This window comes from Pseudomonas sp. S2_E02 (genome assembly GCF_054668355.1).
Genome location: NZ_CP162761.1, coordinates 4,220,307 through 4,241,011 on the forward strand (window position 1 = coordinate 4,220,307; position 20,705 = coordinate 4,241,011).

A 20,705-nucleotide genomic window follows, 5' to 3' on the forward strand; every position below is an offset into this window, starting at 1 on the left:
CCACGCAAGCACAAGCTTATGGCTGACTATCAGGGCCGGGCATGCTCGTTGACCCGTTGACTGACACACCTACACTTATCGGCCATCACTCCCAAAGGAATAGCCCTGATGAAAGCCGTGCTGTGCAAAGCCTTCGGCCCTGCCGAATCGCTGGTGCTGGAAGACGTCGCCAGCCCTGTCGCGAAGAAGAACGAAATCCTCCTGGAGGTGCACGCCGCCGGGGTCAACTTCCCGGACACGCTGATCATCGAGGGCAAGTACCAGTTCAAGCCGCCCTTCCCGTTCTCGCCGGGTGGTGAAGCGGCTGGCGTGGTCACGGAGGTCGGGGAAAAGGTCAGCCACCTCAAGGTCGGTGACCGAGTCATGGCGCTGACCGGTTGGGGCAGCTTCGCTGAACAGGTCGCGGTGCCGGGCTACAACGTCCTGCCGATTCCGCCGTCGATGGATTTCAACACCGCCGCCGCGTTCAGCATGACTTACGGCACCTCGATGCACGCCCTCAAGCAACGCGCCAACCTGCAAGCGGGGGAAACCCTGCTGGTACTCGGTGCGTCCGGCGGCGTCGGTTTGGCGGCGGTGGAAATCGGTAAAGCCATGGGCGCCCGCGTCATTGCTGCCGCCAGCAGCGCGGAGAAGCTCGCCGTGGCCAAGGCTGCCGGCGCCGATGAGCTGATCAACTACAGCGAAACCAGCCTCAAGGACGAAATCAAACGCCTCACCGACGGCCAGGGCGCCGACGTGATCTACGACCCGGTCGGCGGTGATCTGTTCGACCAAGCCATCCGCGCCATCGCCTGGAATGGCCGTCTGCTGGTCGTCGGTTTCGCCAGCGGGCGCATCCCGGAGCTGCCGGTCAACCTTGCCCTGCTCAAGGGCGCGGCGGTGCTCGGCGTCTTCTGGGGCTCCTTCGCCCAGCGCCAGCCGCAGGACAACGCGGCGAACTTCCAGCAGTTATTCGGCTGGTTCGCCGAGGGCAAGTTGAAACCGCTGGTGTCGCAGGTCTATCCGCTGAGCAATGCGGCGCAGGCGATCAATGATCTTGGCCAGCGCAAGGCTGTCGGGAAGGTTGTGGTGAAGGTTCGCTGAGACTCTTCAACGACCGGGCGACGCCGCAATGTCGCCCGGCATCAGATGTTCCTGAACCTTTTCGCTCTGTGACCCAACCAGCTTTCCCTTGTCATCGAAGCGCAGAACGATCAGCCAGTCGTAAACATCCACCGGCCATTTCGGCTGGCCGATCAGTGCCGGACCATCGCCGCCGAAAGCGGCAATCAGTTTATTGATGTGGCCGTGATGCCAAGCGATCAGCACTGTTTTCGCCTGATTGTTCTTGCGCAGCAGGCTGACCAGTTTGTCGACGTCGTTATTGGCGTAGGGCTGCTCGATGGGCAATTGCAGGCGCTGGGACAGTGGAATCAGTGTCTGACGCGGTCGGATGCTTTCCGGGCTGTCGGCGGTAGCGATCAGACGCTGGGGCGTGAGTGTCTGGTCGTCCAGTTGCAACGAGGTGAAATAGTCCGCGTAGGCAGCGGCGCGCTGTTCGCCCCGGGCATTGAGTTCACGGCCGACTTCAGGCTTTTCCGCATGACGGACGATCAATACGGTGACATTGCGCAGGCCTGGCGCTGCAGAACCCTGTGCGAAGCTCAACACCAGTACTGAAGCAGTCACCGCAGCAACCATCAACAGTCTGGGCAATAGCCTGCGAACTTTCGGGGTCATCGTTTATCTCGCGAAATCAGTCGATCTGTAAATCGCGAGTCTAAGTCACAACGTCCCGAGCGCGACGAAAACGCCCTGTTCTTACAGCTGAGCGACAGGTTCGTAAAGGAACGCGCGACTTCCAACATTTTCCGCTATTTGCTCGATGCGAACCGGTGCTATTTTCGGTAACGAAACTGTAACATTCGCATCCGCAGTCAAAACAAGAAATCTGGAGCTCTTGAATGTTTGCTTTCTTTCGTCCTGCCGCACATCAGGCTCCATTGCCTGAAGAAAAAATAGACAGCACGTACCGACGCCTGCGCTGGCAGATCTTCGCCGGTATTTTCTTTGGCTACGCCGGTTATTACCTGCTGCGCAAAAACTTCTCGCTGGCCATGCCGTACCTGATCGACGAGGGCTACAGCCGTGGTGATCTGGGTCTGGCGATGTCGGCGATCGCCATTGCCTATGGCCTGTCGAAATTCCTCATGGGCCTGGTGTCCGACCGTTCCAATCCGCGCTACTTCCTGCCGTTCGGTCTGCTGGTCTCGGCCGGGGTGATGTTCATTTTCGGTTTCGCGCCTTGGGCAACGTCCAGCGTGACCATGATGTTCATCCTGCTGTTCATCAACGGCTGGGCCCAGGGCATGGGCTGGCCGCCAAGTGGCCGGACCATGGTGCACTGGTGGTCGCAGAAGGAACGTGGCGGCGTGGTGTCGGTGTGGAACGTGGCGCATAACGTTGGCGGCGGCCTGATCGGCCCGCTGTTCCTGCTCGGCATGGGCTTGTTCAACGACTGGCACGCGGCGTTTTACGTGCCAGCAGCCGTGGCGCTGGGCGTGGCGGTATTTGCCTTCATCACCATGCGCGACACTCCGCAATCAGTCGGCCTGCCGCCCATCGAGAAGTACAAGAACGATTACCCGGAAGGCTACGACGCCAGCCACGAAGACGAATTCAGTGCCAAGGAAATCTTCGTCAAATACGTGCTGCGCAACAAAATGCTCTGGTACATCGCCATGGCTAACGTCTTCGTTTACCTGCTGCGCTACGGCGTACTGGACTGGGCGCCGACCTATCTCAAGGAAGCCAAGGGTTTCACCGTCGATAAAACTTCGTGGGCTTACTTCTTCTACGAGTGGGCGGGCATTCCCGGCACGCTGCTGTGCGGCTGGATGTCGGACAAGATCTTCCGTGGCAACCGTGGCCTGACCGGTATGGTGTTCATGGCGCTGGTGACCGTGGCGACCCTCGTTTACTGGCTGAACCCGGCCGGCAACCCGACCGTCGACATGATCGCGCTGTTTTCGATCGGCTTCCTGATCTACGGCCCGGTGATGTTGATCGGTCTGCAGGCGCTGGAACTGGCGCCGAAGAAAGCCGCCGGCACGGCTGCGGGTTTCACCGGCCTGTTCGGCTATCTGGGTGGTTCGGTCGCAGCCAGTGCAGCGATGGGCTACACCGTTGACCACTTCGGCTGGGACGGTGGTTTTGTGCTGCTGGTGGGCGCTTGCCTGCTGTCGATGGCGTTCCTGGCCCCGACGCTTTGGCACAAGCAAATCGCCAGTCAGAGCCGTGAAGCAGTCGCTTGATCGCTTTGTGATTTACAGCGCTTGAGCCGCGCCTCCAGATTACGGTCTGGCATGGCGTGGCTGCGCAGGGCGTGGGCGGTCTGCTCGACATAATCGCGAGTAGTGCCGTAACGCCCGCAAGCGCTTGCGAACACCTGGCTCAGCACGTGATCCGGCAAGTTGCCGGCATAGCTGGGCAGGTGTCGCTCCAATACGAATCCCAGGGCCTGCACCTGAGTGCCATCTTCGAGCCGGCAGTTGAGCCAGTGTGGCCGGTAGGACGGCACCGGCATCTCGCGTTTCCACAAGGCGTACAGCGCCGCGTCGAGATTATCTTCCGGCAAGCGATAGGCGAAGCCACTGCACGAACCGCCGCGATCCAGACCAAACACCAGACCGGGCATTTCCGGCGTGCCGCGATGCTCGTGCGACCACAGGTACAAACCGCGATGGTAACCATGCACGCGGCCGCGCACCCGCTCCACCGCCGAGCATTCAGGCCGCCAGATCAGTGAGCCATACGCGAACAGCCACACCGGCCCGCCCTTGTGGCGCGCCATGGTTGACTGCATGGAAGCGAGAAGTTGTTCGTGCGTCAGCTGCGGCCCAAGATCGAGCCGCGGAGGGTAATTCAAATTCAGAAAAGCGTTTTCAATGGCGCTCATGGCGAATAGCGTTCAGCTCCCCGCGGGTGAAGAATTACTTAATAGAACGCACCGCTGTAACAATAAGGCACATATGTTTTAAGGCAATTTGAGTGCCATGGCACAGTTCTTAATTGATTGCCTGATTGCTATATAACCTAGCGGCATTTATGCAATTACATAAATACCGATCGGCTATATAGCGAGTTATAACGAATCAGGAGCGGGGGGCGTAAGCGAACACGTCGGCGCGCATTTGATGAGCGTCCATACCCGCTTCAACCAGAGCGTCCAGCGTGCCGTAGACCATGGCCGGCGAGCCGCTGGCGTAGACGTGCAGCGGTTTCAGATCCGGGAAATCTTCACAGACTGCCTCGTGCAGCATGCCGCAGCGCCCTTCCCAACCGCATTGATCGCTGACGACTTTATGCAGGAACAGATTGGGTAATTTCAGCCACTCGTCCCAATGTTCGATCTCATAGAAATCTTCCGGACGGCGCACGCCCCAGTACAGATGCACCGGGTGTTTGAAGCCTTTGGCGCGGCAGTGTTCGATCAGGGCGTGAATCTGGCCCATGCCGGTGCCGGCGGCAACCAACACCAGCGGCCCGTCGGGCAGCTCGGCCAGATGCGTATCGCCGAACGGCAACTCGACCCGCACCATCGCATTGCGTTGCAGCTGTTCGATCAGGCTCAGTGCACTGGCTTCGCGCGCCAGCACATGGATTTCCAGATCACGCCCGCCGTGGGGTGCCGAGGCCATGGAGAACGCCGACTTCTCGCCGTTCTCGCGCTCGATCATCAAATATTGCCCGGCGTGATAACGCGGTGGCTTGCCCGCCGGAGCGCGTAGCCGCACACGCCAGGTGTCGCCGCCGACGTCCCGGCACTCGATGACCTGACACGACAGGCTGCGCACCGGCAGTTCTCCCAGCGCGAGCACGCCATCCCACAGCAGGATGCAGTCTTCCAGCGGCTCGGCTATGCAAGTGTAGAACTCGCCGTGGTCGTGCACTTTGCCATCCTGCGCGACGCGGCCTTCAACCAGCAACGCCGCACACACATGACAATTACCGTTGCGGCAGCTTTGCGGGCATTCGTAGCCCAGACGCCGCGCGCCGTCGAGAATCCGCTCACCGGGCTGTATCTCAAGCACTGCTCCGGAGGGCTGCAGGGTTACACGCATCAATCTATTCCTAACTGATTCCAGATGGCATCGATCCGTTGGGTGACGGCGTCGTCCTTGACGATCACACGACCCCACTCGCGAGTGGTTTCGCCCGGCCACTTGTGGGTGGCATCGAGGCCCATTTTCGAACCTAACCCTGAGATCGGCGAGGCGAAGTCGAGGTAGTCGATCGGCGTGTTATCGATCATCACCGTGTCGCGCTTGGGGTCCATGCGCGTAGTGATGGCCCAGATCACGTCGTTCCAGTCACGGGCGTTGATATCGTCGTCAGTGACGATAACGAACTTGGTGTACATAAACTGTCGCAAAAACGACCAGACACCGAGCATCACGCGCTTGGCGTGCCCCGGATACGACTTCTTCATGGTCACGATGGCCATGCGATACGAGCAGCCTTCCGGCGGCAGGTAGAAGTCGGTGATTTCCGGGAACTGCTTCTGCAGGATCGGCACGAACACTTCATTCAGCGCCACACCGAGGATCGCCGGCTCATCCGGCGGACGGCCGGTGTAGGTACTGTGGTAGATCGGTTTGATCCGGTGGGTGATGCGCTCGACGGTGAACACCGGGAAGCTGTCGACTTCGTTGTAGTAACCGGTGTGGTCGCCGTAAGGACCTTCGTCAGCCATCTCGCCCGGGTGAATTACGCCTTCGAGGATGATTTCGGCGGTGGCCGGCACTTGCAGGTCGTTGCCACGGCACTTGACCAGTTCGGTGCGATTACCGCGCAACAGACCGGCGAAAGCGTATTCGGAGAGGCTGTCCGGCACTGGCGTCACCGCGCCGAGAATGGTCGCCGGATCCGCACCCAGGGCGACGGACACCGGGAACGGCTGGCCCGGATGCTTCTCGCACCACTCGCGGAAGTCGAGAGCGCCGCCACGGTGGCTGAGCCAACGCATGATCACCTTGTTGCGGCCGATCACTTGCTGACGATAGATGCCGAGGTTCTGACGATCCTTGTTCGGGCCTTTGGTGACGGTCAGACCCCAGGTGATCAGCGGGCCGACGTCGCCGGGCCAGCAGGTCTGCACCGGCAGCATCGCGAGGTCGACGTCGTCGCCTTCGATGACCACTTCCTGGCACACCGCGTCTTTGACGACTTTCGGCGCCATCGAGATGATCTTGCGGAAGATCGGCAGTTTCGACCATGCGTCTTTCAAGCCCTTCGGTGGCTCCGGCTCCTTGAGGAACGCCAGCAGCTTGCCGATTTCGCGCAGCTCGCTGACCGATTCGGCGCCCATGCCCATCGCCACCCGTTCAGGCGTGCCGAACAGGTTGCCGAGCACCGGGATGTCGTAGCCGGTGGGTTTCTCGAACAGCAACGCCGGGCCCTTGGCCCGCAGCGTGCGATCGCACACCTCGGTCATTTCCAGCACCGGCGAGACGGGAATCTGGATGCGTTTCAACTCTCCGCGCTGCTCAAGCTGCTGCACGAAATCCCGAAGATCCTTGAATTTCATTGACGATGGCACCCTCAAAATAGGCGTACATCCTACCTGCTCTGACGGGCAAACAGCAGCCCGTCAGCGCCCGGGATCGCTCAATTGTGGCTAGTACCCAGCAGCAATGGTGCAAACAACGGGCTCAGTCTGGCACTGCCCACGTCCGAAAGATGATCGGCATCCTTGTATTGCGAGTGGCCATCGACATCAATGGCGCACAAGCCGTCCTTGCACATCAGCGAGGTCGGGTCGATAACATGCACGCCGGGATCCGCCGCACTCATCGAGCCGAACAGCTCGGTGAAAAACCGCTGGCGCGCCAGATGCTCGTTGAGCGGGCGACCGAGCCCTTGCGCCGAGCGCCCGATGCGCGCGAGGCTGGTCAGGCGGTCGATGTAGCTCTTGTGCTGCAGCGGCACTTCCTTGAACAGCCAGACTTGCACACCAGCCGCGCGCAGCTCAGCCACTTGCGCCTTGAGCCCGGCAGCCAGACGCTGTTCGGCTTGCGCCGGACTGTCCTTGCGCTCAAGCAGAAACTGTCTGTCGCCGTCGCCGTCTTCGCGACCATAAATGTACAGGCTCCAGTTCGCCGCCAGTACGACATCCTTGATACCTCGACTGAGCACCAGCGCCATGTTGCGTTTGTTGAAGTCCTGGCATTGAGGGCGCAGGCGGTCTTCGACAATCGGCGGGCAGGCCGTCAGGCTGTACAACCAGACCGGCTGCGCGTCGCGACCGAGAGTGCCGGCGATGGCCGGCAACAGTGCCGCCGTGTGACTGTCGCCCCAGAACATCTTGGTCGGAGCGACCTGTTCATCGCCGCCCAACCGACAGGCCTTGTCCAGCGTTTTGTCCGTGCTCAGCTGCATGCAATCCGCTTGCCCGGCCTTCCACTCCCGCGATTGCGCGTATTCCAGCGCCTTGCCGGTCAGACGCTGTGGCACACCGTCTGACGAGTTAATCACCGAGCCGGTAATCGCCAGCACGGTGATCGACAGCAAACCACCGACCAACATGGAATTCCGCTTGGCGAACACTCGTTTCTCACGAAAGGGCAGCTCGATATAACGCAGGCTCAACCACGCCAGGGCCAACGCCAGCGCCATCCAGCCAAGCGCCTCCAGCGGCTGGATGCCGTCGATGGAAATTGCATTGGCATACACATAAACCGGCCAGTGCCACAGATACAGGGAGTAGGACAGCAGGCCGACCCACACCAGAACGCGGACACTCAACAGACGGCTGGCCCACGTCGCACCTTGCGCGCCCGACCAGATCAACGCGGTAGTGCCCAATACCGGCAGCAATGCCGCCCAGCCCGGGAACACCGTGGACTTGTCAAAGGTGAATATCGCCAGCAGCACCGCCGCCAGTCCGGCCAGGCCCACCGACTGGCGCAGCCACGGCCGTGCGACGTGTTTCGACGCGGGCAGCACCGCCAGCATTGCTCCGCAGAGCAGCTCCCAGGCGCGGGTCGGCAGCGCGAAGAAGGCGAATTCAGGCCGGCGTTCGATATAAATGAGGTTCAGGCCAAACGACACCAACAGGACCGCGAACAGCATCCAGCGCCAATGACGGACATACCGCATCAGCAACACCATCATCAACGGGAAGAAGATGTAGTACTGCTCCTCCACCGCCAGCGACCAGGTATGCAGCAGCGGTTTGAGCTCCGACGCCGGCGCAAAGTAGCCGTCTTCACGCATGAACAGAATGTTGGAAATGAACAGCGACTGGTAACGAATCGTCCGCCCGAGTTCAGCCAGGTCTTTGGCCGTCAGCAACAGCCAGCCTAATGCCAGCGTCACGATAACCACGACGGTCAATGCCGGCAGGATACGCCGGGCACGACGGCCCCAGAAGTCCAGAAAACTGAAACGCTGAGCGCTGATTTCGCGGAACAGAATCGAGGTGATCAGGAAGCCGGAAATGACGAAGAACACATCAACGCCGACAAAACCACCGCTGAATGTAGTGAATCCGAAATGAAACAGTACGACGGGAATAACCGCCAGTGCCCGTAATCCGTCGATATCACGGCGATTGCCAAACGTGTGCATGAAAAAACCTTACCTGTTCTGGATACAAAATCCCTTGAAGGCGCGAAGTTATCAGCCGCGCAAACTTCAATCCAGATACAAATAATTCAAGGCAAAAAAAAGCGCCCTTTCGGACGCTTTTTTCAAACGGCTTGCGTATTACTTGCGCTTCATCGACAAGAAGAACTCGTCGTTGGTCTTGGTCGTTTTCAGTTTGTCGACCAGGAACTCGATGGCAGCCACTTCGTCCATCGGGTGGAGCAGCTTGCGCAGGATCCACATACGCTGCAGTTCGTCGTCGGCAGTCAGCAACTCTTCGCGGCGGGTGCCGGAGCGGTTGATGTTGATGGCCGGGAACACGCGCTTCTCGGCGATCTTGCGATCCAGAGGCAGTTCCATGTTGCCGGTACCCTTGAACTCTTCGTAGATCACTTCGTCCATCTTCGAGCCGGTTTCAACCAGCGCGGTGGCGATAATGGTCAGCGAGCCGCCTTCTTCGATGTTACGCGCGGCACCGAAGAAACGCTTTGGCTTCTCGAGGGCGTGGGCATCGACACCACCGGTCAATACCTTGCCGGAGCTCGGGATCACGGTGTTGTAGGCACGGGCCAGACGGGTGATGGAGTCGAGCAGGATCACCACGTCTTTCTTGTGTTCAACAAGGCGCTTGGCCTTCTCGATCACCATTTCAGCAACCTGCACGTGACGGGTCGGCGGCTCGTCGAAGGTCGAGGCAACCACTTCGCCACGCACGGTGCGCTGCATTTCGGTTACTTCTTCCGGACGTTCGTCGATCAGCAGCACGATCAGGTGAACTTCAGGGTTGTTACGGGCGATGTTCGCGGCGATGTTCTGCAGCATGATCGTTTTACCGGCTTTCGGCGGTGCAACGATCAGACCACGCTGGCCTTTGCCGATCGGGGCGCACAGGTCGATGACACGACCGGTCAAGTCTTCGGTGGAGCCGTTACCGGCTTCCATCTTCATGCGCACGGTCGGGAACAGCGGAGTCAGGTTCTCGAAGAGAATCTTGTTTTTCGCGTTCTCGGGACGATCGAAGTTGATCGTGTCGACCTTGAGCAGGGCGAAATACCGCTCGCCTTCCTTCGGAGGGCGGATCTTGCCAACGATGGTGTCACCGGTGCGCAAGTTGAAACGGCGGATCTGGCTTGGCGAGACGTAGATATCGTCCGGGCCGGCCAGGTAGGAAGCGTCAGCGGAGCGCAGGAAGCCGAAGCCGTCCTGGAGAATCTCCAGCACGCCATCACCGGAGATTTCCTCGCCGCTTTTCGCGTGCTTTTTCAGCAGGGAGAAAATCACGTCCTGCTTGCGCGAACGGGCCATATTTTCTATGCCCATCTGTTCGGCCAATTCGAGCAGTTCGGTAATCGGCTTTTGCTTGAGTTCAGTCAGATTCATATAGGAATGACGTAATCATTTATGGAGGGGGGGAAATTAAGCTTTTGGCTTAATGAGGCCGCGCCGCGGAGAAGGCGACAGGATCGCGAACTAATTCGAAAAGGAGTGCGTCGGCGACGGCTAGCAGGGGGCAATGGAGAAACCAGTGCGGGGCCGAATGTACCACCTGAGTTTCGGAGCGTCTAGCCCTGAATACGCAAAAAGCCCCGCTAATTTGCGGGGCTTTTTTTCAGGCACTTTACAGCGACGCTTAGATGTTGGCGTCGAGGAAAGCCGCCAGTTGCGACTTCGACAGGGCGCCGACTTTGGTCGCTTCAACGTTGCCGTTCTTGAACAGCATCAGCGTCGGGATACCACGCACGCCGTGCTTGGCCGGGGTTTCCTGGTTTTCGTCGATGTTCAGTTTGGCAACGGTCAGCTTGCCTTTGTAAGTCTCGGCAATCTCGTCCAGAACCGGAGCGATCATTTTGCAAGGACCGCACCATTCAGCCCAGTAATCGACCAGGACAGCGCCTTCGGCCTTGAGTACGTCGGCTTCGAAGCTAGCGTCGCTAACGTGTTTGATAAGATCGCTGCTCATGGAATTCTCCAGGTTGTAAGCAAAAAAACGTGGCCCATCATAGCCGCCCTTCCCCTGTTCAGGAAGCCGCAGTTGATTGAGTCTTGCTATGGCACTCGATGAGTTTGGGTATAGCTCAAGTCACGTCGTGGCGGGGGCAATGAAAGCAATTCCGGTACGCAGGGCGGCGTTGCGCACGTGTTCCTGCATGGCTTTTTGTGCCGCGCCCGACGCCCGGCGCGCGAGGGCGCGGAGGATCTTGCGGTGTTCCTGCCAGGTTTCCATGGCGCGTTCGGCACGGATGAACGGTAGTTTCTGGCTCTCCAGGAACATCTCGGCGCTGGCGGTAAGGATGCTCAGCATCGCCTGATTGCCGCTGGCCAAGAGGATTCGGCGGTGGAATTCGAAGTCGAGTTTCGCCGCCGCTTCAAAGTCACCGACCTTCAATTGGTCACGCATGGCCGCAACGTTGTCTTCGAGCGCATCCAGATCGAACGTGCTTAACGTGACCGCCGCCAGCCCTGCGGCGAAGCCTTCCAGCGCATAGCGCAATTGAAAGATGTCCAGCGGTGACGCTTGCGCCGCAAATGGCCAGCCCGGTGCCTGCGCACCACGCGGCAACTCTACGGGCGACTGCACGAACACGCCTTTGCCCGGCTGAATACTGACCACGCCCAGCGCACTCAGCGACGACAGCGCCTCACGCAACGATGCCCGGCTAACGCCCAGTTGTAGCGCCAGGTCCCGTTGCGACGGCAACGCATCGCCCGCACCGAAACCCTGCTCAGTGATCAGTTTGCGGATCGCTTGCAGCGCCACTTCGGGTACCGCACGGGAAATCGAGTTCATGGTTTTTCAGACGCGCCAGGCCAATGTGCGGCTAGTTGTAAAGCTATTCGCCGAGTCCGGCAAGTCGTGCCCCAGCAGGGTTCGGCAAACCACACCGGTGCGCCATGGCAGTGCGAAAAACAACCTGACTGTTCAGACCAGTAAGACCGAGCAAAGTCGCTGAAACTGCGGTCTGCGGGGGCGAAAACCACGTATTGGCACGGCCCATGCTCTGTCCGATCGCAGAAATCACTTCTCGCCGATCCGGAGATTGTCCATGACCAAGCGTTACAGCGCCCTCCTCGCCGCTCTGTTTTCCTCTCTGTTGCTCAGCCAGGCTCCCGCGCACGCCGACGGTCTCGACGACGTGGTCAAACGCGGCACGCTGAAAGTCGCCGTGCCCCAGGACTTCCCGCCATTCGGCTCGGTCGGCCCGGACATGAAGCCTCGCGGCCTGGACATCGACACGGCGAAACTGCTGGCCGATCAACTCAAGGTCAAACTCGAACTGACCCCGGTGAATAGCACCAACCGCATCCCGTTCCTGACCACCGGCAAAGTCGATCTGGTGATCTCCAGCCTCGGCAAAAACCCTGAGCGCGAAAAAGTCATCGACTTCTCCCGTGCTTATGCGCCGTTCTACCTCGCCGTGTTCGGCCCGTCAGATGCAGCCATCGCCAGCCTCGACGACCTCAAGGGCAAGACCATCAGCGTCACCCGTGGCGCCATCGAAGACATCGAACTGAGCAAAGTCGCCCCCGAAGGCGTGACCATCAAGCGCTTCGAAGATAACAACTCGACCATCGCCGCCTACCTCGCCGGCCAGGTTGATCTGATCGCCAGCGGCAACGTGGTCATGGTCGCCATCAGCGAAAAGAACCCGAAACGCGTGCCGGCGCTGAAAGTGAAACTGAAGGATTCGCCGGTCTACGTTGGCGTGAACAAGAACGAAGCGGCGCTGCTGGCCAAGGTCAACGACATCCTGACCACCGCCAAGGCTGACGGCGCACTGGAAAAGAATTCGCAGACCTGGCTGAAAGAGCCGCTGCCGGCCGATCTCTGATCGACTGCGCGGGAGACCTTCATGGCTTATCAGTTCGATTTCATGCCGGTAGTGGAAAACACCGACCTGTTGCTGCGCGGGGCGCTGTTCACCCTTGAGCTAACGGCCATCGGTGCGCTGCTCGGGGTCGGTGTCGGAGTTGTCGGGGCTTTGGTGCGGGCGTGGAACATCCGCCCGTTCTCGGCAATCTTCGGCGTCTACGTCGAGTTGATCCGCAACACGCCGTTTCTGGTGCAGTTGTTCTTTATCTTCTTCGGCCTGCCGTCGCTGGGCGTGCAGATTTCCGAGTGGCAAGCGGCGGTGCTGGCGATGGTGATCAACCTCGGTGCTTATTCGACGGAAATTATTCGCGCCGGCATTCAGGCAATCCCGCGCGGACAGCTGGAAGCCGCTGCGGCGCTGGCGATGACGCGCTTCGAGGCGTTCCGCCACGTGGTGCTGCTGCCGGCATTGGGCAAGGTCTGGCCGGCGCTGAGCAGCCAGATCATCATCGTCATGCTCGGTTCAGCGGTGTGTTCGCAGATCGCTACCGAAGAGCTGAGCTTTGCCGCCAACTTCATTCAGTCGCGCAACTTCCGCGCCTTTGAAACCTATGCGCTGACCACGCTGATCTACCTGTGCATGGCGCTGCTGATTCGCCAGTTGCTGAACTGGATTGGCCGACGCTATATCAGTCGAAGCGGGAGCCGCGTATGAGCGATTTCACCTTTTGGGACATCCTGCGCAACCTGCTCACCGGCCTGCAATGGACACTGGCGTTGTCGCTGGTGGCGTTCATTGGCGGCGGGATCGTCGGGCTGCTGATCCTGGTCATGCGCATCTCGAAAAACTCTGTGCCGAGCAGCATCGCCCGCACCTGGATCGAGCTGTTTCAGGGCACGCCGCTGTTGATGCAGTTGTTTCTGGTGTTTTTCGGCGTGGCGCTGGCCGGGATCGAAATCTCGCCGTGGATGGCCGCAGCGATTGCCCTGACCTTGTTTACCAGCGCTTATCTGGCGGAGATCTGGCGCGGCTGCGTCGAGTCGATCCCCCATGGCCAGTGGGAAGCCTCGGCGAGTCTGGCGCTGAATCCGCTGGAACAGCTGCGCTACGTGATCCTGCCGCAAGCACTGCGCATCGCTGTGGCGCCGACCGTGGGTTTCTCGGTGCAAGTGGTCAAAGGCACCGCGGTGACCTCGATCATCGGTTTCACCGAGCTGACCAAGACCGGCGGCATGCTCGCCAATGCCACGTTTGAACCGTTCATGGTCTACGGCCTCGTCGCCCTCGGCTACTTCCTGCTCTGCTACCCCTTGTCCCTCAGTGCGCGCTACCTGGAAAGGAGACTGCATGCCTCTGCTTAGAATTTCCGCCCTGCATAAATACTACGGCGATCACCATGTGCTTAAAGGCATTGACCTCAGTGTCGAGGAAGGCCAGGTGGTGGCGATCATCGGCCGCAGCGGCTCGGGCAAATCCACCCTGCTGCGCACCCTCAATGGGCTGGAGTCGATCAATGACGGCGTGATCGAAGTCGACGGCGAATACCTCGACGCCGCCCGCGCCGATCTGCGCAGCCTGCGGCAGAAAGTCGGCATGGTCTTTCAGCAGTTCAATCTGTTCCCGCACCTGACCGTGGGCGAAAACGTCATGCTCGCACCGCAAGTAGTGCAGAAAGTGCCGAAAGCCAAAGCGGCTGAGCTGGCCCGGGAAATGCTGGAACGCGTGGGCCTTGGGGAAAAATTCGATGCCTTCCCGGATCGGTTGTCTGGGGGCCAGCAACAGCGGGTAGCGATTGCCCGGGCGCTGGCGATGTCGCCGAAAGTGTTGTTGTGCGATGAAATCACCTCGGCGCTCGACCCGGAACTGGTCAATGAAGTGCTCAGCGTGGTGCGGCAACTGGCCAAGGAAGGCATGACGCTGATCATGGTCACCCACGAAATGCGCTTCGCCCGCGAGGTCGGGGATAAATTGGTGTTCATGCACCATGGCAAAGTCCATGAGGTGGGGGATCCGAAGGTGTTGTTTGCCAATCCGCAGACGGCAGAGCTGGCGAACTTTATTGGCACGGTGGAAGCGACAGCCTGAATCTGCCTCATCCTGATCGTTCCCACGCTCCGCGTGGGAATACAGCCAGGGACGCTCCGCGTCCCAAAAGCGGACGCAGAGCGTCCGGTGAGGCATTCCCACGCAGAGCGTGGGAACGATCAGGTTCGGGGTGCGCGCTCCGGCGGTTTGAACCGTGCGCGTTGGCGCCAGCGTTTGATCGTGGCACGATGACGGGGTTATCGACCGAGACCCCCTGACCATGCCGCAATCCCAAGCCAAGAATCTGTCCCTGATCGCCGCAATCGACCTGGGCTCGAACAGCTTTCACATGGTCGTGGCCAAGGCCCAGAACGGTGAGATCCGCATTCTCGAACGCCTCGGGGAGAAGGTTCAGCTCGCCGCCGGCATCGACGATGAGCGCCATCTCAACGAAGAATCGATGCAACGAGGCCTCGATTGCCTCAAGCGTTTCGCCCAACTGATCAACGGTATGCCGCTGGGCGCCGTGCGCATCGTCGGCACCAACGCCTTGCGTGAAGCGCGCAACCGCCTCGAATTCATCCACCGCGCCGAAGAAATCCTCGGTCATCCGGTGGAAGTCATTTCCGGCCGTGAAGAAGCGCGCCTGATTTATCTGGGCGTGTCGCACACCCTCGCCGACACCCCGGGCAAACGTCTGGTCGCCGATATCGGCGGCGGCAGTACCGAATTCATCATTGGCCAGCGCTTTGAGCCATTGTTGCGCGAAAGCCTGCAAATGGGCTGTGTCAGCTTCACTCAGCGCTACTTCAAGGACGGCAAGATCACCCCGGCCCGCTACGCCCAGGCGTATACCGCGGCGCGGCTGGAGATCATGAGCATCGAACACGCCCTGCATCGCCTGACCTGGGATGAAGCCATCGGCTCCTCGGGCACCATCCGTGCCATCGGCCTGGCGCTGAAGGCCGGCGGTCACGGCACTGGCGAAGTGAATGCCGAAGGCCTGGCGTGGCTCAAGCGCCGCCTGTTCAAGCTCGGTGACGTCGACAAGATCGATTTCGAAGGCATCAAGCCTGATCGCCGGACAATCTTCCCGGCGGGTCTGGCGATTCTCGAAGCGATTTTCGACGCCCTCGAACTGCAACGCATGGACCACTGCGACGGCGCACTGCGTGAAGGCGTGCTCTACGACCTGCTCGGCCGTCATCATCATGAAGACGTGCGCGAGCGCACCCTGACCTCGTTGATGGAGCGCTATCACGTTGATCTGGAGCAAGCCGCACGGGTTGAGCGCAAAGCCTTGCACGCGTTTGACCAGGTTGCGGTGGACTGGGAGCTGGATGACGGCATCTGGCGCGAACTCCTCGGCTGGGCGGCGAAAGTGCACGAAGTCGGCCTCGACATCGCTCACTATCACTACCACAAGCACGGCGCCTACCTGATCGAGCACTCGGACCTCGCCGGGTTCTCCCGTGAAGACCAACAGATGCTCGCGCTATTGGTGCGCGGCCATCGCCGCAACATTCCCAAGGACAAGTTTGCCGATTTCGGCGACGACGGTGACAAGCTGATTCGCCTCTGTGTGCTGCTGCGTTTTGCAATCCTGTTCCACCACATTCGTGGCACCCAGGCGATGCCGCAGGTGGTGTTGCATGCCAAGGGCAACACCCTCGATGTGGAGTTTCCGGAGAATTGGCTGGATGAGAATCAGCTGACTCAGGCGGATTTCGGGCTTGAGGCGGATTGGCTGACGCGGGTGGGGATTGTGCTCACTGTTCACTGATACCCAGCAAATTTGTGGATAACAGGTACAAAAAAGGCGATCCGCAGGGATCGCCTTTTTATTGGGTTCGGCTTGAAATTGGAGTTGGGCCTTCCCCTCACCCCAGCCCTCTCCCGAGGGAGAGGGAGCCGATTTGTGGGCTTTTCAAATCCTGAGTTCGACTCGATTTCTCAGGTCGGTTATAGCGTAAGACACCTCGGTCAGTCCCCTCTCCCTCTGGGAGAGGGTTAGGCGGGCGGCGTTCCGATGAGGGGCTTTTGACCTTCAAGGCCTCAACTGCTCACCGGCAAGATCGGGCTACCCAGCCGCTCCAGCAACGTCGCCTGCGCACTCCTCGGGTTCTGGTTGCCGGTCGGCGTGTTGCGAATATAACGACCATCCGACTGCAAACTCCAGCTATGCGTATTGTCAGTCAAATACAGCTCCAGCTCTTTCTTCACCCGGGTCAGCAGCTTCTTGCCTTCTACCGGGAAGCAAGTCTCGACGCGCTTGTCGAGGTTGCGCTCCATCCAGTCGGCGCTGGAGAGGAACATCTGCTCGTCGCCGCCATTGAGGAAGTAGAACACGCGGGTGTGTTCCAGGAAGCGGCCGATGATCGAGCGCACATGGATGTTGTGCGAAACACCGGCGATGCCAGGACGCAGGCAGCACATGCCGCGCACCACCAGATCGATGCGCACGCCGGACTGGCTGGCCTTGTACAGCGCGCGGATGATCTTCGGATCGGTCAGCGAGTTGAACTTGGCGATGATGTGCGCCGGTTTGCCGTCGAGCGCAAATTGCGTCTCGCGGGTGATCATGTCGAGCATGCCCTTCTTCAGGGTGAACGGCGCATGCAGCAGCTTCTTCATGCGCAGGGTTTTACCCATGCCGATCAACTGGCTGAACAGTTTGCCGACGTCTTCGCACAAGGCATCGTCGGAGGTCAGCAGGCTGTAGTCGGTGTAGAGCTTGGCGTTACCGGCGTGGTAGTTACCGGTGCCGAGATGCGCGTAGCGGACGATCTCGCCGGCCTCGCGACGCAGGATCAGCATCATCTTGGCGTGGGTCTTGAAGCCGACCACGCCGTAGATCACCACCGCACCGGCCGCTTGCAGACGGCTGGCCAGTTGCAGGTTGGACTCTTCATCGAACCGTGCACGCAGCTCGATGACTGCCGTCACTTCCTTGCCGTTACGCGCGGCATCCACCAGCGCATCGACGATCTCGGAGTTGGCGCCGGAGCGGTACAGCGTCTGGCGCACAGCGAGTACATGCGGGTCTTTCGCCGCCTGACGCAGGAGGTCGACCACCGGGGTGAACGACTCGAACGGGTGCAGCAGCAGGATGTCCTGCTTGCTGACCACGCTGAAAATGTTTTCGCTGTTCTGCAGCAGTTTCGGGATCTGCGGGGTGAACGGCGTGTATTGCAGCTCCGGATGACTGTCCAGACCGGTGATGCTGAACAGCCGCGTCAGGTTGACCGGGCCGTTGACCTGATACAGCTCGCTCTCGCTCAGGTTGAACTGCTTGAGCAAGTAATCCGAGAGGTGTTTCGGGCAGGTGTCAGCGACTTCCAGACGCACCGCATCGCCGTAACGACGCGAGAACAACTCGCCACGCAGGGCGCGGGCCAGGTCTTCGACGTCTTCGGAGTCGAGCGCGAGGTCAGCGTTTCGGGTCAGGCGGAACTGATAGCAGCCTTTTACCTTCATGCCCTGGAACAGGTCATCGGCATGGGCGTGGATCATCGACGACAGGAACACATAGTTGTCGCCGGGACCGCCGACCTCTTCCGGCACCTTGATGATCCGTGGCAGCAGACGCGGTGCCGGGATGATCGCCAGACCGGAATCGCGACCGAAGGCGTCGATGCCTTCCAGTTCGACGATGAAGTTCAGGCTCTTGTTCACCAGCAACGGGAACGGGTGCGTCGGGTCGAGGCCGATCGGGGTGATGATCGGTGCGATCTCGTCGCGGAAATAACGGCGCACCCAGGTTTTGATCTTGACCGTCCAGTGGCGGCGACGGATGAAGCGCACCTGATGCTTTTCCAGCTCCGGCAACAGAATGTCGTTGAGGATCGCGTACTGGCGGTCAACGTGACCGTGGACCAGCTCGCTGATCCGCGCCAGCGCCTGATGCGGCTGCAAGCCGTCAGCACCGGCCTGTTCACGGGCGAAGGTAATCTGCTTCTTCAGGCCGGCGACGCGAATTTCAAAGAATTCGTCAAGGTTGCTGGAAAAGATCAGCAGGAACTTCAGGCGTTCCAGCAACGGATAGGACTCGTCCAGCGCCTGTTCCAGCACGCGGATGTTGAATTGCAGTTGCGAAAGCTCACGGTGGATGTACAGGCTGCTGTCATCAAGGCCCGGTATCGCAATCACTGGCGCCGCCGCGACAGGTTCGGTGACTGGCGCGGGTGGCGCAGGCTCCAGCTCAGGCGGGGTCTCGGTGATTTGCTCGACCACCGGTTGAGCTTCTTTTACTGCAACTTCCGTGAGTCCTTCGGTATTCATTGAATGTTCCTGGGAGGGCTATTTCTGCTCTCGTAACAATTGAGCGGCGCGGACAGCAAAGTAAGTCAGGATGCCATCAGCGCCGGCACGTTTAAAGGCGGTCAGTGATTCGAGAATCACCGCCTCGCTCAACCAGCCATTCTGGATCGCCGCCATGTGCATGGCGTATTCGCCGCTAACCTGATAGACGAAGGTCGGCACTTTGAAGGCATCTTTTACCCGGAAAAGAATGTCCAGATACGGCATGCCGGGTTTGACCATGACCATGTCCGCGCCTTCAGACAAGTCGGCGCCGACTTCGTGCAGCGCTTCGTCGCTGTTGGCCGGGTCCATCTGATACGAGGCCTTGTTGGCCTTGCCTAGGTTCGACGCCGAACCGACTGCATCGCGGAACGGGCCGTAATAGGCGCTGGCGTACTTGGCCGAATAAGCCATGATCCGCACGTTGACGTGGCCGGCGATTTCCAGCGCTTCGCGGATCGCCTGAATGCGACCGTCCATCATGTCCGACGGCGCCACCACCTGCGCGCCGGCTTCAGCATGGGACAACGCCTGACGAACCAGCGCGTCGACGGTAATGTCGTTCTGTACGTAGCCTTCTTCGTCGAGAATGCCGTCCTGGCCGTGGGTGGTGAACGGATCGAGCGCGACGTCGGTGATCACACCCAGCTCCGGGAAACGCTCACGCAGGGCGCGGGTGGCGCGCTGGGCGATGCCTTGAGGATTCCAGGCTTCGGCGGCGTCGAGGGATTTAAGCTCAGGAGGGGTGACCGGGAACAGCGCCAGCGCCGGAATCCCCAGCTCGACCCACTTGTCCGCTTCTTCGAGCAGCAAATCGATCGTCAGCCGCTCTACCCCGGGCATCGAGGCCACGGCTTCGCGGCGGTTTTCACCGTCGAGCACGAACACCGGCAGGATCAGGTCATCGACTGTCAGCACATTTTCCCGCACCAGCCGCCGCGAAAAATCATCACGACGATTGCGCCGCAGGCGCGTGGCAGGGAACAGACGATTGGCGGGGGTAAAGCTCACGGCAGACTCCTGAGCCCGCGCAAACGGGCGAGCGTGACAGTTATAGACGGCCATTATGACGAACAGATGACAGTTGTGTGAGACCTGTGACAGGTAGCCGCATTCCATTCTCAGTGTAGGAATTGTTCACGTCGAGACACATTTGGACACTTTCATGAATGTGTCCGAAGGGTTAGGCTGCGCGTTCATTTCGCCAGCACCCAGACAATGCTCCAACAATTTCTGCATGACTTTGGCTACTTTGCCTTGTTCCTCGGCACGTTCTTCGAAGGCGAAACCATTCTGGTGCTCGCGGGCTTCCTCGCGTTCCGTGGATACATGGACATCAACCTGGTGGTGGTTGTGGCGTTCTGCGGCAGCTATGCCGGCGATCAGTTGTGGTACTTCCTCGGCCGCAAGCACGGGCGCAAATTGCTGGCGCGCAAACCGCGCTGGCAGATGATGGGTGACCGCGCGCTGGAGCACATCCGCAAGCATCCCGACATCTGGGTGCTGAGCTTCCGCTTCGTCTATGGCTTGCGCACGGTGATGCCGGTGGCGATCGGTTTGTCGGGTTATCCGCCGGGACGTTATCTGCTGCTCAACGGCATCGGTGCGGCGATCTGGGCGACCGCACTGGCTGCCGCCGCTTATCACTTCGGTGCGGTACTGGAAGGCATGCTCGGCAGCATCAAGAAGTACGAGTTGTGGGTACTCGGTGCGCTGCTGATTCTTGGCGTCGGCCTGTGGCTGCGCCGCCGCTTCAAGAATGCGCGGCTGGCCAAACAGGTTTATGCGGACGAGCAAGCCGCGAAAGCTGCACTGCTGAATCAAGACGAAGCGTCCAAGGCTGCCGAACCGAAGACGCCAGCCGAGTAACTCGCTGGCGACTTGCTACAGCCCGCCAGCACTGAGCGGGCTGGCCGACCCTTTCAGTCAGACGGA

General features: G+C 60.0%; 18 protein-coding genes. 8 read left to right on the forward strand and 10 right to left on the reverse strand.

Features of this window, described 5'->3' with window-relative positions:
* The first annotated feature begins 108 nt into the window (after window positions 1-108).
* Window positions 109-1,086 carry an NADPH:quinone oxidoreductase family protein gene (locus AB4O01_RS19020; protein WP_460089219.1) on the forward strand — a complete coding sequence of 326 codons (978 nt, stop codon included), beginning with the start codon at window positions 109-111 and terminating at the stop codon, window positions 1,084-1,086.
* 6 nt (window positions 1,087-1,092) lie between these two features.
* On the opposite strand, the gene AB4O01_RS19025 is transcribed toward AB4O01_RS19020, so the two are convergent.
* Window positions 1,093-1,722, reverse strand: coding sequence for a flagellar basal body-associated protein FliL (locus AB4O01_RS19025; protein WP_116254274.1), 630 nt, complete (start codon window positions 1,720-1,722; stop codon window positions 1,093-1,095).
* A 224-nt stretch (window positions 1,723-1,946) separates the two neighbouring features.
* On the opposite strand from AB4O01_RS19025, the gene glpT reads away from it, so the two are divergent.
* Complete coding sequence (gene glpT, locus AB4O01_RS19030; protein ID WP_186620111.1) at window positions 1,947-3,296, forward strand: glycerol-3-phosphate transporter; 1,350 nt, start codon at window positions 1,947-1,949, stop codon at window positions 3,294-3,296.
* On the opposite strand, the gene AB4O01_RS19035 is transcribed toward glpT, so the two are convergent.
* The 7 genes from AB4O01_RS19035 to AB4O01_RS19065 all read right to left on the reverse strand — a co-directional run bounded on the left by AB4O01_RS19035 (window position 3,272) and on the right by AB4O01_RS19065 (window position 11,419).
* Window positions 3,272-3,940: a gamma-glutamylcyclotransferase gene (locus AB4O01_RS19035; protein WP_093429749.1), complete on the reverse strand. Its 669-nt coding sequence runs from the start codon at window positions 3,938-3,940 to the stop codon at window positions 3,272-3,274. The two genes, glpT and AB4O01_RS19035, sit on opposite strands and share 25 nt — an antisense overlap.
* Window positions 3,941-4,136: 196 nt before the next feature.
* Window positions 4,137-5,105 carry a CDP-6-deoxy-delta-3,4-glucoseen reductase gene (locus tag AB4O01_RS19040; protein ID WP_095049381.1) on the reverse strand — a complete coding sequence of 323 codons (969 nt, stop codon included), beginning with the start codon at window positions 5,103-5,105 and terminating at the stop codon, window positions 4,137-4,139.
* Window positions 5,105-6,571 carry a 4-hydroxy-3-polyprenylbenzoate decarboxylase gene (gene ubiD, locus AB4O01_RS19045; protein WP_007911173.1) on the reverse strand — a complete coding sequence of 489 codons (1,467 nt, stop codon included), beginning with the start codon at window positions 6,569-6,571 and terminating at the stop codon, window positions 5,105-5,107. Before ubiD ends, AB4O01_RS19040 begins: the two co-directional genes overlap by 1 nt.
* Before the next feature lie 80 nt (window positions 6,572-6,651).
* Entirely contained in the window at window positions 6,652-8,613 is a 1,962-nt protein-coding gene (locus tag AB4O01_RS19050; protein ID WP_460089221.1) for an acyltransferase family protein, read from the reverse strand.
* Window positions 8,614-8,751: 138 nt separating this feature from the next.
* On the reverse strand, window positions 8,752-10,011 hold the full coding sequence (gene rho / locus AB4O01_RS19055; protein WP_003229334.1) for a transcription termination factor Rho: 1,260 nt from the start codon (window positions 10,009-10,011) through the stop codon (window positions 8,752-8,754).
* A gap of 250 nt (window positions 10,012-10,261) precedes the next feature.
* On the reverse strand, window positions 10,262-10,591 hold the full coding sequence (gene trxA, locus AB4O01_RS19060; RefSeq protein WP_003206727.1) for a thioredoxin TrxA: 330 nt from the start codon (window positions 10,589-10,591) through the stop codon (window positions 10,262-10,264).
* Between the two features lie 120 nt (window positions 10,592-10,711).
* The gene (locus AB4O01_RS19065; RefSeq protein ID WP_093429746.1) at window positions 10,712-11,419 is read right to left on the reverse strand and encodes a FadR/GntR family transcriptional regulator; all 708 of its coding nucleotides are present in this window, start codon (window positions 11,417-11,419) and stop codon (window positions 10,712-10,714) included.
* A 256-nt stretch (window positions 11,420-11,675) separates the two neighbouring features.
* Here AB4O01_RS19065 and AB4O01_RS19070 point away from each other — a divergent pair, with 256 nt between their 5' ends.
* The 5 genes from AB4O01_RS19070 (at window position 11,676) to ppx (ending at window position 16,251) form a co-directional block, all read left to right on the forward strand.
* Window positions 11,676-12,461 (forward strand): transporter substrate-binding domain-containing protein, encoded by a 786-nt coding sequence (locus AB4O01_RS19070; RefSeq protein ID WP_460089224.1) that lies wholly within the window; start codon window positions 11,676-11,678, stop codon window positions 12,459-12,461.
* Between the two features lie 21 nt (window positions 12,462-12,482).
* Window positions 12,483-13,157 carry an amino acid ABC transporter permease gene (locus tag AB4O01_RS19075; protein WP_093429744.1) on the forward strand — a complete coding sequence of 225 codons (675 nt, stop codon included), beginning with the start codon at window positions 12,483-12,485 and terminating at the stop codon, window positions 13,155-13,157.
* Entirely contained in the window at window positions 13,154-13,804 is a 651-nt protein-coding gene (locus AB4O01_RS19080) for an amino acid ABC transporter permease (protein WP_093429743.1), read from the forward strand. Before AB4O01_RS19075 ends, AB4O01_RS19080 begins: the two co-directional genes overlap by 4 nt.
* Window positions 13,791-14,528 carry an amino acid ABC transporter ATP-binding protein gene (locus tag AB4O01_RS19085; protein ID WP_007911148.1) on the forward strand — a complete coding sequence of 246 codons (738 nt, stop codon included), beginning with the start codon at window positions 13,791-13,793 and terminating at the stop codon, window positions 14,526-14,528. Before AB4O01_RS19080 ends, AB4O01_RS19085 begins: the two co-directional genes overlap by 14 nt.
* Before the next feature lie 220 nt (window positions 14,529-14,748).
* A complete protein-coding gene (ppx, locus tag AB4O01_RS19090; protein ID WP_093429742.1) occupies window positions 14,749-16,251 on the forward strand; it encodes an exopolyphosphatase in 1,503 nt (500 codons plus the stop codon).
* A 272-nt stretch (window positions 16,252-16,523) separates the two neighbouring features.
* On the opposite strand, the gene ppk1 is transcribed toward ppx, so the two are convergent.
* A complete protein-coding gene (gene ppk1, locus AB4O01_RS19095; protein ID WP_034152005.1) occupies window positions 16,524-18,749 on the reverse strand; it encodes a polyphosphate kinase 1 in 2,226 nt (741 codons plus the stop codon).
* An 18-nt stretch (window positions 18,750-18,767) separates the two neighbouring features.
* A complete protein-coding gene (gene hemB / locus AB4O01_RS19100; protein WP_460089227.1) occupies window positions 18,768-19,781 on the reverse strand; it encodes a porphobilinogen synthase in 1,014 nt (337 codons plus the stop codon).
* 207 nt (window positions 19,782-19,988) lie between these two features.
* Between hemB and AB4O01_RS19105 the strand changes: the two genes are divergently transcribed.
* Window positions 19,989-20,639, forward strand: a complete 651-nt coding sequence (locus AB4O01_RS19105) for a DedA family protein (protein WP_460089228.1) — start codon at window positions 19,989-19,991, stop codon at window positions 20,637-20,639.
* Window positions 20,640-20,705: the final 66 nt, after the last annotated feature.